The sequence below is a fragment of the Enterobacter cloacae complex sp. HYC080_NIDB genome (genome assembly GCF_056673325.1).
This window is the reverse complement of the sequence record NZ_CP114212.1, coordinates 3,419,420-3,431,930: the sequence shown is the minus strand read 5'-3', so window position 1 is coordinate 3,431,930 and position 12,511 is coordinate 3,419,420. Positions and strand designations below refer to the sequence as shown.

At 58.5% G+C, this 12,511-nt stretch carries 12 protein-coding genes; 5 read left to right on the top strand and 7 right to left on the bottom strand.

Annotated elements, in window-relative coordinates; genetic code table 11:
• Window positions 1-147: 147 nt before the first annotated feature.
• Both O1723_RS16380 and copA read right to left on the bottom strand, forming a co-directional pair.
• A complete protein-coding gene (locus O1723_RS16380) occupies window positions 148-942 on the bottom strand; it encodes a TraB/GumN family protein (protein ID WP_014882820.1) in 795 nt (264 codons plus the stop codon).
• Between the two features lie 50 nt (window positions 943-992).
• Window positions 993-3,491 carry a copper-exporting P-type ATPase CopA gene (gene copA / locus O1723_RS16375; RefSeq protein ID WP_023336831.1) on the bottom strand — a complete coding sequence of 833 codons (2,499 nt, stop codon included), beginning with the start codon at window positions 3,489-3,491 and terminating at the stop codon, window positions 993-995.
• A 108-nt stretch (window positions 3,492-3,599) separates the two neighbouring features.
• On the opposite strand from copA, the gene cueR reads away from it, so the two are divergent.
• Window positions 3,600-4,010: a Cu(I)-responsive transcriptional regulator gene (gene cueR / locus O1723_RS16370; protein ID WP_014882822.1), complete on the top strand. Its 411-nt coding sequence runs from the start codon at window positions 3,600-3,602 to the stop codon at window positions 4,008-4,010.
• Here cueR and O1723_RS16365 read toward each other — a convergent pair.
• Window positions 4,007-4,459, bottom strand: coding sequence for an NfeD family protein (locus O1723_RS16365; protein ID WP_023332259.1), 453 nt, complete (start codon window positions 4,457-4,459; stop codon window positions 4,007-4,009). The two genes, cueR and O1723_RS16365, sit on opposite strands and share 4 nt — an antisense overlap.
• Window positions 4,456-5,370, bottom strand: a complete 915-nt coding sequence (locus tag O1723_RS16360; protein ID WP_008499312.1) for an SPFH domain-containing protein — start codon at window positions 5,368-5,370, stop codon at window positions 4,456-4,458. Before O1723_RS16360 ends, O1723_RS16365 begins: the two co-directional genes overlap by 4 nt.
• Window positions 5,371-5,506: 136 nt before the next feature.
• Here O1723_RS16360 and fetA point away from each other — a divergent pair, with 136 nt between their 5' ends.
• Window positions 5,507-6,178, top strand: coding sequence for an iron efflux ABC transporter ATP-binding subunit FetA (gene fetA / locus O1723_RS16355; protein WP_014882824.1), 672 nt, complete (start codon window positions 5,507-5,509; stop codon window positions 6,176-6,178).
• Window positions 6,171-6,953: an iron efflux ABC transporter permease subunit FetB gene (gene fetB, locus O1723_RS16350; RefSeq protein WP_023336832.1), complete on the top strand. Its 783-nt coding sequence runs from the start codon at window positions 6,171-6,173 to the stop codon at window positions 6,951-6,953. Before fetA ends, fetB begins: the two co-directional genes overlap by 8 nt.
• Window positions 6,954-7,039: 86 nt before the next feature.
• Here the strand turns inward: fetB and O1723_RS16345 are convergent, their stop codons facing one another.
• The 3 genes from O1723_RS16345 to tesA are packed head-to-tail and all read right to left on the bottom strand — an operon-like array spanning window position 7,040 to window position 9,375.
• Entirely contained in the window at window positions 7,040-7,894 is an 855-nt protein-coding gene (locus tag O1723_RS16345) for a co-chaperone YbbN (RefSeq protein ID WP_014882826.1), read from the bottom strand.
• A 58-nt stretch (window positions 7,895-7,952) separates the two neighbouring features.
• The gene (locus O1723_RS16340) at window positions 7,953-8,723 is read right to left on the bottom strand and encodes an SDR family oxidoreductase (RefSeq protein ID WP_014882827.1); all 771 of its coding nucleotides are present in this window, start codon (window positions 8,721-8,723) and stop codon (window positions 7,953-7,955) included.
• Between the two features lie 28 nt (window positions 8,724-8,751).
• On the bottom strand, window positions 8,752-9,375 hold the full coding sequence (gene tesA, locus O1723_RS16335) for a multifunctional acyl-CoA thioesterase I/protease I/lysophospholipase L1 (protein WP_032628733.1): 624 nt from the start codon (window positions 9,373-9,375) through the stop codon (window positions 8,752-8,754).
• Here tesA and ybbA point away from each other — a divergent pair.
• Window positions 9,346-10,032, top strand: coding sequence for a putative ABC transporter ATP-binding protein YbbA (gene ybbA, locus O1723_RS16330; RefSeq protein ID WP_014882829.1), 687 nt, complete (start codon window positions 9,346-9,348; stop codon window positions 10,030-10,032). The two genes, tesA and ybbA, sit on opposite strands and share 30 nt — an antisense overlap.
• Window positions 10,029-12,443, top strand: a complete 2,415-nt coding sequence (gene ybbP / locus O1723_RS16325; protein WP_038421231.1) for a putative ABC transporter permease subunit YbbP — start codon at window positions 10,029-10,031, stop codon at window positions 12,441-12,443. The genes ybbA and ybbP overlap by 4 nt, the downstream gene beginning before the upstream one ends.
• The last annotated feature ends 68 nt before the right edge of the window (window positions 12,444-12,511 follow it).

Below are 12,511 nucleotides of genomic sequence, written 5' to 3'. Positions count from 1 at the left end.
TGTCTAAAAAATAGCACCATCTTGCGCAATAGTATTGGCAGTGATGGTCACTTTGAGCGACAATCGGCTCAACCGAAGGTCTCCTTCGGCATAATAAAAACGATGAAATTCCTCTTTGACGGGCCAATAGAGATATTGGCCATTTTTTTATTTCAGCAGCGACGGCAAATTCCCTTCTCCGTACAAATGTAACGCCCCGACCGCAACCACGTATTCCCCGGCAGGTAATGCATGCAGCGTCTCTCGCCAGGCATTGTTGCGCGCATTCATCAGCACATCATACAGCGATTCGCTGAACGTTGACGGCAGCGCCAGCTTTCCGTCTGCTGGCGGCGCATCCAGCCACCAGCCAATCATGGTTTGCAGCAGACGTGCGTTGGTGTGCCAGTGGGTCAGCGTATCATCCAGCAGCATGCGGCCGTCGTCCGGAAGCTGACGCAGGAGCGCAATCTGGCTGTCCGTTCCTTCCAGTTCAATGATGGGCAGATTGCGCGCTCTTGCCAGATTGAGCAGCTGGTAATCAATACCGTAGTCACCGCGCAGACCCAGTCGCTGCGCCTGCGTGGCCTGTAGCACCATCGCAATTTGCCAGAGCGGCAGGGCGTCAATCATGGAGAGCGACACGCCGGTTTCATCGGCGACGCGCGTCAGTTCCGCCAGCTGGGCTTCGTCCAGACGTTCCGCCAGGGTCAGATCGCTTTCAAGCCCGGCAAACGGTGACTCCTGGCCCGAAATATCCGCCTCGACGACCAGCGCGTCGGCGCGCTTCAGCCGTTTTATCAGACCGGGGGGCAGAGGCGACATATCCTGCGTACCCATATGGATGCTGCCGACCAGATGCAGGTGCTGACCGCCGGGCAGGGAGATATCCAGGCCGGGCCACGCATAACGGCGGGGAAAGAGGGCGCGAAACGAGGTTTTTATACGATTAAACAGGCTCATACGCGCTCCATAAACGGAAAGGTTCATGCTAGCGCGTACGAGAACAAGGTTCAATCTTTCGGTTTAAAGCGCAACAGGCGGTTGGCATTGCTCACCACTGTGATGGAGGAGAGCGCCATTGCCGCACCTGCAACCACCGGGTTAAGCAGCGTGCCGGTCAGCGGCCACAAAATGCCGGCGGCAATTGGAATACCGAACGAGTTATAGATAAATGCCCCCAGCAGGTTCTGCTTCATGTTGCGCAACGTGGCTTTCGAAATGGCCAGTGCATCAGCAACGCCCATCAGGCTGTGGCGCATCAACGTGATGGCGGCGGTTTCAATGGCGACATCGCTCCCGCCCCCCATGGCGATACCGACGTCTGCCTGGGCCAGCGCCGGGGCATCGTTGATGCCGTCGCCGACCATCGCCACCTGACGGCCCTGACTTTGCAGTTTCTTGATGGCGTCCGCTTTACCGTCCGGCAGTACGCCCGCAATCACCTCATCAATTCCGGCCTCTTTCGCGATGGCGTTGGCGGTGGTCGGGTTATCCCCGGTCAGCATCACCAGACGATAGCCCGCGCGGTGCAGACGCGCCAGGGCATCCACGCTGTCCTGACGAAGTGGATCGCGCACGGCCAGCAGGGCAGCGGCTTTGCCATCCACCGCCAGCAGAACCGGGGTTGCCCCCTGAGATGCCTGCGCTTTCAGTTCGCTTTCCAGCGCCGCGGTATCAATACCGTTTTCATTGAGCAAGGCCTGGTTGCCCAGCAGCAGCGTATGCCCCTCGGCTTCACCGCTGACACCGAGCCCGCGCAGCGTGCGGAAGTTACTGACCTGCGGCAGAGCCGCAGCATTCGCTTTCTCGAGAATGGCGCGCGCCAGCGGGTGGCTGGAGCCTTGCTCCAGCGCGGCGGCGAGACGCAGCGCGTCCTCCTGCGCGATGCCTGCGGTGTTCACGGCCACAACCTGCGGTTTCCCCTCGGTCAGCGTGCCGGTTTTATCAAACACCAGCGTATCCAGCGTACTGGCCCGCTGCAGTGCGTCCGCATCCCTGACCAGCACGCCAAACTCGGCGGCACGGCCTACGCCGGAGATAATGGACATCGGCGTGGCCAGGCCAAGCGCGCATGGGCAGGCAATAATCAGCACCGTGGTGGCAATCACCAGGGTGTAGACAATCTGTGGCGCAGGGCCGAAGAAATACCAGATCGCCGCGCTCAGCAGGGCAATACCGACCACCACCGGCACAAAAATGGCCGAGATTCGGTCAGCAAGCTGGCCAATCTCCGGCTTGCTGCTCTGAGCCTGGCGCACCATTCGGATAATACGCGACAGCGTAGTATGGCTACCAACCGCACTGGCGGTGAACAGCACGCTGCCATCCTGAACGACCGTGCCGGCATGGACGGCATCGCCGTCGGATTTCTGCTGAGGGATGGGTTCCCCGGTCAGCATCGCTTCATCCAGCCAGGCTTCGCCCTGGGTTATCGTGCCGTCAACGGGCACGCGATCGCCGGTGGTCAAACGCAGCGTCATGCCGGGCTGCACTTCCGCCAGCGGGACGCTTTTTTCCCCCTCGTCCGTGACCACGCGGGCCGTCGGTGGGGTTAAATCGAGTAATCGTTCCAGCGCTTTGGAGGAGCGCTGACGGGCGCGGGCTTCCAGCATATGGCCTAAGTTAATCAGGCCGATAATCATCGCGCTCGCTTCATAATAGAGATGGCGCGCTTCCATCGGGAACCACTGCGGCCAGACGTTAACGCTCATTGAATAGAGCCACGCCGCGCCGGTACCGAGTGCGACCAGCGTATCCATCGTCGCGGTGCGGTTTTTCAGGCTCTTCCAGGCGCTGGTATAGAAATGGCCGCCTGCAAACACCATGACCGCAAGGGTAATCAGGCCAATCACCAGCCACAGCGTGCGGTTGTCGACGGTGACCATCATATTGTCACCCATCATGCCCCACACCATCACCGGGATCCCCACCAGCAGGGCGACAATCGCCTGCCAGCGGAAGCGCTTCATGGTGGCGATAGCCGTTTCCTGCTGGCGCTCGCGGCGTTCGACATCATCTTCGATGGCCTCTGCGCCGTAGCCCGCTTTCTCCACGGCCTGCACTAACTCTGCGGCGGAGGCACTGCCCATCACCAGAGCAGTACGCTCCGCAAGGTTTACCCGTGCCTGTGCGACGCCCGGTACCGCCTGTAAGGCATTTTGTACTCGGGAGACGCAGCTGGCGCAGCTCATACCGTTGATCAGCAGCTGTTGGCTGTCATCAATATCATCCGCTGCCGGAAGCTCAGGAGTGGCCGCTGTCAGTGCTTCCGACGGGGATGATGACTCTGCCAGCGGTTTAGCCTTTGGGTGGCTCAGCTCTGCCCCATAACCCGCTTGTTTAATGGTATCGATCAGCGCATCCGCGCTGGCGCTGCCGGTCACGGCGGCATGGTCGATAGTCACCTCAGCGCTTTCAACATCAGGACGCTGTTCCAGGCTTTCTTTAACGCGTTTGACACAGTGGCCGCAGGAGAGGCCGTCCAGCGTCAGGTCAATAGTGTGAGACATAACAAAACTCCCGTATAATGAACTGGTCAGTTGTTGACCGGAGTAACGCTTTTAGCTAACTGTTATGAAGGTTAAACCTTCCATCAAGGGGAAGGTCAAGGGGGAAATGTGAATATCAGTGACGTGGCAAAAAAAACCGGCTTAACCAGCAAAGCCATTCGCTTTTATGAAGAGAAAGGGCTGGTAACGCCGCCGTTGCGCAGTGAAAACGGCTACCGCAGCTACACGCAACGGCATCTTGATGAACTGACGTTACTGCGTCAGGCAAGGCAGGTGGGGTTTAACCTGGAAGAGTGCGGCGAGCTGGTAAACCTGTTTAACGATCCGAAGCGCCACAGTGCCGACGTGAAAAAACGCACGCTGGAAAAAGTGGCGGAGATCGAACGCCATATCATCGAATTACAGTCGATGCGTGAACAGCTGTTACAGCTGGCGGATTCCTGTCCGGGTGATGACAGCGCCGACTGCCCGATTATCGACAATCTTGCCGGCTGCTGCCACCGCAAAACCCACGCTTAACAGGCTTTTACCCGCAGGGTAATGCCTTCTACCGCAATGACCTCAACCCGTGTTCCGGCGCTGAGGTCGTCGTCGGCCACCACCGGCCACGAGCTGTCACCTACGCGCATATGCCCGCGCCCGTTCACCAGCGGGGTGTCGAGCGTAAAACGCTTGCCGACGATCTGCTGTCCGCGCTGGTTAAGGTGGGCATCCAGCGGTTTCTGTTCGCTTACCTGTCGGTTCAGCCAGCGCCACCACAGCCAGGCGGCCACCAGCGTCAGCACGGCAAACAGCGCCCCCTGCCATGCCCAGTCAAGCGGCAGAAGCCAGACGACCAGGCCGGTAATGACCGCGGCAACACCGCTCCACAGCAGGTAACCGTTGCCGCCCAGCATCTCGGCGGCCAGCAGTAAGCCACCGAGGCTTAGCCAGAACGCATGAGGATGTGCGACGATCAGTTCAATCATTTTTTACGCTCGTTTCCGCTGTCTTTAATCAGTTCGGCAATCCCTGCGATAGAGCCCATCAGGCTGCTGGCATCCAGCGGCATCATCACCACTTTGCTGTTGTTCGCGGAGCCGATCTCTTTCAGTGCATCGGTATATTTTTGCGCGACGAAGTAGTTCACGGCCTGGATATCACCGGCGGCAATCGCCTCGGATACCATCTGGGTCGCGCGGGCTTCCGCCTCTGCAGAACGTTCACGCGCTTCTGCCTGTAAGAATGCGGACTGACGATCGCCTTCCGCTTTCAGGATCTGCGACTGTTTTTCCCCTTCCGCTTTGAGGATTTCGGCCTGACGCACCCCCTCGGCTTCCAGAATATAGGCACGCTTGGTTCGCTCAGCCTTCATCTGGGCGTTCATGGAGGCGATCAGTTCTGCCGGCGGGCGCACGTCGCGGATCTCGATACGGGTGACTTTGATCCCCCACGGGTTCGTGGCCTCATCGACAATGTGCAGCAGGCGGGTATTGATGCTGTCGCGCTGGGAGAGCATCTCGTCCAGCTCCATCGAGCCAAGCACGGTACGGATGTTGGTCATCGTCAGGTTAACGATCGCCAGCTCCAGGTTGCTCACCTCATAGGCCGCTTTCGGCGCATCAATCACCTGAATAAAGCAGACGGCATCAATGGTAACGTTGGCGTTATCTTTGGAGATCACTTCCTGAGAAGGGATATCCAGCACCTGTTCCATCATGTTGATCTTGCGACCGATGCGGTCCATGAATGGGACAATCAGGCTCAAGCCAGGCTGTAGCGTGTTGGTATAGCGGCCGAAGCGCTCGACGGTCCACTGATAACCCTGAGGGACAATTTTGACGCCTGCGCCGACGATAACCAGCGCAACGAAGATAAGGACAGGAACAACGATGAGCATAAAAACCTCCTGTTTTGCATGCTATGGCAGAAATGAAATCACTTTTTGTTGATCCTAAGTATACGAGGAAAGTCGCTTTATTATCACTCATCGCCGTAAACTACTGCTCATTATTGGGATAAAGGCAGAAGATCACATGAAGGATAACAGCGCGGTATTAACCATTGAGGACGTGGGCTACCGCACAGGCGGTACCACCATTCTGAATAATGTCAGTTTTAGCCTCTTGCCGGGCGAGTTTCGACTGATTACCGGCCCCTCAGGCTGCGGGAAAAGTACGCTGCTTAAAATCATTGCGTCGCTGCTTACGCCAACGTCGGGAAAGATCTTCTTTGAGGGGAAGGATATTTCAACGCTTTCACCCGAGGCTTACCGCCAGCAGGTCTCTTATTCGGTGCAAACCCCGAGCCTGTTCGATAGCACGGTGTACGATAACCTGCTTTTCCCCTGGCAGATCCGACATAAGACGCCCGATCCTGAACGGTTTTCCGCCGACCTGGCACGCTTCAATCTGCCGCCGGACACGCTGACAAAGTCCGTTTCCGAACTGTCGGGCGGCGAAAAGCAGCGCGTCTCGCTGATCCGTAATCTGCAGTTCTTACCGAAGGTGTTACTGCTCGATGAGATCACCAGCGCGCTCGATGATGCCAACAAGCGCAACGTCAATGAAATCATTCATCGTTACGTCCGCGAGCAGAATATTGCCGTGCTGTGGGTGACGCATGACGCTAACGAAATTACCCATGCGGATGACGTACTGACGCTCCAGCCGCATGGCGGAAAAATGCAGGAGGCAAACCGTGGGTGAGCACAATATTACGAACGAATCCCTGGCGTTTTCGATGGTGCTGGTGCTGATCGCGATTGTCGTCAGCTACCGTGAAAAGCTGGGGCTGGAAAAGGACATTGTGTGGAGTATCTGCCGCGCGGTGATTCAGCTCATTATTGTCGGCTATGTGCTGAAGTATATTTTCAACGTCAACCACGCGGTGCTGACGCTGCTGATGGTGTTGTTTATCTGTTTCAATGCGGCGTGGAACGCGCAAAAGCGCAGTAAATACATCGATAAGGCGTTTGTCTCGTCGTTTATCGCCATTACCACCGGAACCGCATTAACGCTGGCGGTACTGGTGCTTTCCGGCTCAATTGAGTTTACGCCGATGCAGGTTATCCCTATCTCAGGGATGATTGCCGGGAACGCCATGGTGGCCGTCGGGCTGTGCTATAACAATCTCGGCCAGCGCTTCAGCAGTGAACAGCAGCAGCTACAGGAGAAATTAAGCCTGGGAGCGACGCCTAAAGTGGCCTCCGCGCGGCTGATTCGTGAGAGCATTCGCTCATCGCTGATCCCCACGGTAGATTCAGCCAAAACGGTCGGGCTGGTGAGCCTGCCGGGCATGATGTCGGGGCTGATTTTTGCCGGTATCGATCCGGTAAAAGCGATTAAGTATCAGATTATGGTGACGTTTATGCTGCTCTCAACGGCAAGCCTGTCCACTATCATTGCCTGTTACCTGACCTATCGGAAGTTTTACAACGCGCGCCATCAGCTGGTGGTGACGCAGTTGAAAAACGTGCGGTGATTATGCCGGGCGGCACTGCGTTTGCCCGGCCTACGATCCGCACTTTTCCAGGCCCGGTAAGCGAAGCGCCACCGGGCATTTTTTTGTTAGTACAGCAACGCGTACAGCTGACGACGATACTTCGACGCCAGCGCATCGCCGGTGCCCAGCGCGGCCAGGATCTCCTGGAACATCTTGCGCGCCTGACCGTCTGCGGCAGCGAGGTCTTTTTGCAGATGGCTAAACAGCAGCTCAAGCGCTTCTTCGTTACGCCCCACCTGATGCAGCTGCAGCGCCAGCTGGCTTGCCAGAGCCGCATCGGCCGGGTTGTCAGCGACCTGCTGCTGCAGTTGCTGAATTTCCGGCGTATCTGCCGCCTGTTTCAGCAGTTCAATCTGCGCGACCAGTCCCTGATAGCGGGTGTCCTGATCCTGCAAGGGAACCGTTTTGAGCACGGCTTCGGCGTCTTCTGAACGGTGCAGGGCAATCTGCGTTTCCGCCAGCAGCAGGCCAATCTGACTGTTCTGATTCGAGAGCTGCCACGCGTCTTTAAGCAGCGGCAGCGCCTCGTCGTATTTGCCTTCCTGCATCAGCGCCATGGCTTCCTGCGCTTTCAGCTCTTCTTCGCGCGGGAGGACTTTATCCAGCAGGGCGCGAATGGCCTCTTCCGGCTGTGGCCCCTGGAAGCCATCAACAGGCTGACCGTTCTGGAACAGGTAGACGGTAGGAATGGCGCGCAGACCAAACTGAGACGCCACCATCGGCTCTGCGTCACAGTCCAGTTTGGCAAGAATGAACTGACCGTTGTACTGCGCGGCAAGGCTTTCCAGCACCGGCGTCAGCTGTAAACAGTGCTGGCTGCGTTCAGACCAGAAGTAGAACAGCACGGGTTTTGCCATCGACTGTTCGAGGATCTGTTGCAGGTTTGCTTCAGTAATATTGACGATATTCTGTACGGACATGCGGCCTTCTCTTTTATCGGTTTGTTATTTACATGGGGGTGAGCGCTGTCGCTTCAACTCAACCGTGTAAAATTTTGTCCATCATCCGGCCCGGTAGCAGACGTTTTAACCAGCCAACGGCATGGGTGACCAGCGTTACCGGGTAGCGCATTTTGGGATGTTCACTCTCAAAAGCATGGCGCACTTTGGCAACCACCGCTTCGGGCCCGAGCGTAAATCGTGCGGCAATGCCGGGGTTTTCGACCGGTTTATCCGCCTGCGTCTGGTTAACGTTTTCGGTAAAGCGGGTGCGGATCGGGCCGGGTTCTATCAGGCTGACCTTAATGCCGCTGTGACGTAACTCCATGCGCAGGGCGTCGGACCAGGCCTCCAGCGCATATTTGCTGGCGGCGTAGGCGCCGCGGCCGGGCGTTGATATCAGACCCATCACTGACGATGTCATCACGATGCGCCCCTCGCCGTGCGGCAGCATGGCGGGGAGCAGACGCATGGTGAGCTGATGGACACCAAAGAAGTTGGTTGAAAACTGTTTTTCCAGCGTTTCGCGCGAGAGCGTATCCAGCGGGCCATACACGCCGTAACCGGCATTATTAAAAAGCCCGTACAGACGATTGTCGGTCAGGGCTATCACCTCATCGGCGGCGCGTTCGACGCTTTCCGGGGAGTCCATATCCAGCAGCACGCCGGTAAAGCCCAGCCCGTTCATGCGTTCGACATCGTCGGGTTTGCGGCAGGCCGCCAGCACCCGAAATCCCTGACGCTTTAATTCGAGCGCGCTTTCAAGACCGATTCCGCTGGAACATCCTGTAATTAAGACCGATTTTTGCATAACTTTACCTGTCAGGATCTCCGCTTAATCAGGAGTCATGTTTAACTAAAGGAGCCAGCCGCGTTGCCATCCAGTCGGCAATAAACGGCTGCGCATCGCGATTGGGGTGGATCCCGTCGTCTTGCATCCACTGGGGTTTGAGATAGACCTCTTCCATGAAAAATGGCAGCAGCGGAATATCAAACTCTTTGGCAAGCTTAGGGTAGATCGCGCTAAAGGCTTCATTATACCGACGACCGTAGTTAGCGGGCAGGCGAATTTGCATCAGCAGCGGCTGGGCGTTTGCCGCCTTGATGTCCTGCAAAATGGTGCGCAGCGTCTGTTCCGTCTGCTGAGGCTGGAAACCGCGCAATCCATCGTTGCCGCCAAGCTCAACCAGCACCCAGCGCGGCTGATGCTGTTTGAGTAGCGCTGGCAGGCGCGACAGGCCCTGCTGCGAGGTATCGCCGCTGATGCTGCCGTTGATAACCGTCGTCTTGCTCTGCCATTTTTCGTTGAGCAGAGCGGGCCAGGCTGCGCTGGCCGCCATGCGATAGCCCGCGCTCAGGCTGTCGCCGAGAATCAGTAACGTGTCCGCTGCCGCCGCGCGGAAGGTCATCAGAATCAAGAACAGGAAGGGCAAATGCCAGCGGAAAACAGTGTTGAAGTTCATCGTCTTAAGAAGTCCGTCGGTCAGGGGGAACACGAGCTTTCCATCCTTACTGGAGTTGAACTCGTTGTCAAACGCGCTGAAACCATCGCGCTGATTGGCGAATCCGGTTCCGGCAAGTCCACGCTGCTGGCGATTCTGGCCGGTCTGGACGACGGGAGCAGCGGCGAGGTTCATCTTGTCGGGCAGCCGCTGCACCAGCTTGATGAAGAGGCGCGTGCTGCGCTGCGTGCGCGCCACATCGGGTTTGTCTTTCAGTCTTTTATGCTGATCCCCACGCTGAACGCGCTGGAGAACGTCGAACTCCCGGCGCTGTTGCGCGGTGAAAAGAGTCGCGAAAGCCGCGCCCATGCGAAGGCGCTGCTGGAACAGCTCGGTCTGGGCAAGCGCCTCAGCCATCTTCCCGCACAGCTTTCCGGCGGGGAGCAACAGCGTGTGGCGCTGGCGCGCGCCTTTAATGGCCGCCCGGAAGTGCTGTTTGCTGATGAACCCACCGGCAACCTTGACCGTAAAACCGGCGACAAAATCGCGGATCTGTTGTTCTCGCTTAACCGTGAACACGGTACCACACTGATCCTCGTGACCCACGATCCGCAGCTGGCCGCCCGCTGCGACCGGCGTCTGCGGCTGGTCAACGGTACGCTTCAGGAGGAAGCATGATTGCCCGCTGGTTCTGGCGCGAGTGGCGCTCGCCCTCGCTGCTGATTGTCTGGCTGGCGTTAAGCCTGGCGGTGGCCTGCATGCTGGCGCTCGGCAGCGTCAGCGACCGTATGGAAAAAGGGCTCAGCCAGCAGAGCCGGGAATTTATGGCCGGGGACCGGGCGCTGCAAAGCTCGCGTCCTGTTCCGCCGGGCTGGATTGAGGAAGCGCACAAAGCAGGGTTGAAGGTGGGGGAGCAAATCACCTTCCAGACCATGACCTTTGCGGGGGACACGCCGCAGCTCGCCAGCGTGAAAGCCGTGGATGATGTCTACCCGATGTACGGTGACTTACAAACCAGTCCGCCGGGGTTAAAACCAACGCCCGGCACGGTGCTGCTGGCATCGCGTTTAATGGCGCTTCTGAACCTGAAAGCCGGTGACAGTATTGACGTGGGCGATGCCACGCTGAAAATTGCCGGGGAGGTGGTGCAGGAGCCCGACTCCGGCTTTAACCCCTTCCGGCTTGCGCCACGCCTGCTGATGAACACGGCGGATGTTCCGGCAACCCATGCTGTCCAGCCGGGCAGCCGCGTCACCTGGCGCTACAAGTTTGGCGGCACGCCAGCCCAGCTTGATGCGTATGAAAAATGGCTGCTCCCGCAGCTTAAACCGGAGCACCGCTGGTACGGGCTGGAGCAGGACGAGGGGGCGCTCGGTAAATCTCTGGAGCGCTCTCAGCAGTTCCTGCTGCTTTCGGCGCTCTTAACTCTGCTGCTGGCGGTAGCGGCAGTGGCGGTGGCGATGGGGCATTACTGCCGCAGCCGCTACGATCGGGTGGCGATCCTTAAAACCCTCGGCGCGGGACGGGCGCAGCTGCGCAAGCTGATCGTCGGCCAGTGGCTAATGCTGCTGGTTTTGTCAGTGTTCACTGGCGGAATCATAGGGCTGCTGTTTGAAAAACTGCTGATGGTGATGTTAAAACCGGTGCTTCCGTCCGCATTGCCACCCGCCAGCTTCTGGCCGTGGCTGTGGGCGATTGGCGCGATGGTCGTGATCTCGCTGCTGGTGGGGCTGCGGCCCTACCGACTGCTGCTCGCGACGCAGCCGCTGCGCGTGCTGCGTAATGATGTGGTGGCGAACGTCTGGCCGCTGAAGTTCTACCTTCCGGTGATTATTGCGGTCGCGGTGGGGCTGCTGGCCTGGCTGATGGGCGGCAGCACGCTGCTGTGGGCGGTGCTGGCCGGTGCGGTTGTGCTGGCGCTGCTGTGCGGCGTACTGGGCTGGATACTGCTCAACGTTCTGAAGAGGCTGACGGTGAAATCGCTGCCCGTGCGCCTGGCCGTTAATCGTTTGCTGCATCAGCCCTGGTCTACGCTCAGCCAGCTGTCGGCGTTTTCACTGTCGTTTATGCTGCTGGCCCTGTTGCTGGTGCTGCGGGGCGATCTGCTGGATCGCTGGCAGCAGCAGCTTCCCCCGGAAAGTCCGAACTATTTTCTGATCAATATCGCGCCTGAGCAGGTTACGCCGCTGAAGGGTTTCCTCTCTGAGCATCATATTGTCCCGGAGTCGTTTTATCCGATTGTTCGCGCCCGTCTGACGCAAATCAACGGGCGGTCGACGGAGGGGAACAAGGACGAGTCGCTGAACCGCGAGCTTAACCTGACCTGGCAGGAGAAACGGCCCGACCATAACCCGATCACGGCAGGCACCTGGCCGCCGAAAGTGGGGGAGGTATCAATGGAGGAAGGGCTGGCGGTGCGCCTGAACGTGAAGCTCGGGGACAGCGTGACCTTCACCGGCGATACCCAGGACTTTACCGCCAAAGTCACCAGCCTGCGAAAGGTGGACTGGGAAAGCCTGCGGCCCAACTTCTTCTTTATCTTCCCGCCGGGGGCGCTGGATGGACAGCCGCAAAGCTGGCTGACCAGCTTCCGCTGGGAAAATGGCAACGGTATGCTGACGCAGCTTAACCGGGAATTCCCGACGGTCAGCCTGCTGGATATTGGGGCGATCCTGAAGCAGGTGGGACAGGTACTGGAGCAGGTGAGCCGCGCGCTGGAGGTCATGGTGGTGCTGGTGACCATCTGCGGCGTGCTGTTGCTGCTGGCCCAGGTGCAGGTGGGCATGCGTCAGCGCCATCAGGAGCTGGTGGTCTACCGCACGCTGGGGGCCGGGAAGCGGTTGCTGCGGATGACGCTCTGGAGCGAGTTTGCGCTGCTGGGGCTGGTGGCAGGTCTGGTGGCCGCGATTGGCGCCGAGACGGCGCTGGCGGTGTTGCAGACACGTGTCTTCGACTTCCCGTGGGAGCCTGACTGGCGTCTCTGGCTGATTCTGCCTCTCTGCGGCGCGGTGCTGCTCTCCCTCTGCGGGGGCTGGCTCGGAACGCGCCTGTTAAGGGGCAAAGCACTGTTCCGGCAGTTTATGGGGTAATCCAGCTCCGTGATAATTGCACACCGGTTTTTATGCCGGTGTGCAATATTTTAAAAGCACAAAGTGAT

Coding starts and splice junctions, on each gene's coding strand:
- O1723_RS16380 (WP_014882820.1), bottom strand. CDS start 942: ATGAGCCTGTTTAATCGTATAAAAACCTCGTTTCGCGCCCTCTTTCCC.
- copA (WP_023336831.1), bottom strand. CDS start 3,491: ATGTCTCACACTATTGACCTGACGCTGGACGGCCTCTCCTGCGGCCAC.
- O1723_RS16365 (WP_023332259.1), bottom strand. CDS start 4,459: ATGATTGAACTGATCGTCGCACATCCTCATGCGTTCTGGCTAAGCCTC.
- O1723_RS16360 (WP_008499312.1), bottom strand. CDS start 5,370: ATGCTCATCGTTGTTCCTGTCCTTATCTTCGTTGCGCTGGTTATCGTC.
- fetA (WP_014882824.1), top strand. CDS start 5,507: ATGAAGGATAACAGCGCGGTATTAACCATTGAGGACGTGGGCTACCGC.
- O1723_RS16345 (WP_014882826.1), bottom strand. CDS start 7,894: ATGTCCGTACAGAATATCGTCAATATTACTGAAGCAAACCTGCAACAG.
- O1723_RS16340 (WP_014882827.1), bottom strand. CDS start 8,723: ATGCAAAAATCGGTCTTAATTACAGGATGTTCCAGCGGAATCGGTCTT.
- ybbA (WP_014882829.1), top strand. CDS start 9,346: ATGCCAGCGGAAAACAGTGTTGAAGTTCATCGTCTTAAGAAGTCCGTC.
- tesA (WP_032628733.1), bottom strand. CDS start 9,375: ATGAACTTCAACACTGTTTTCCGCTGGCATTTGCCCTTCCTGTTCTTG.
- ybbP (WP_038421231.1), top strand. CDS start 10,029: ATGATTGCCCGCTGGTTCTGGCGCGAGTGGCGCTCGCCCTCGCTGCTG.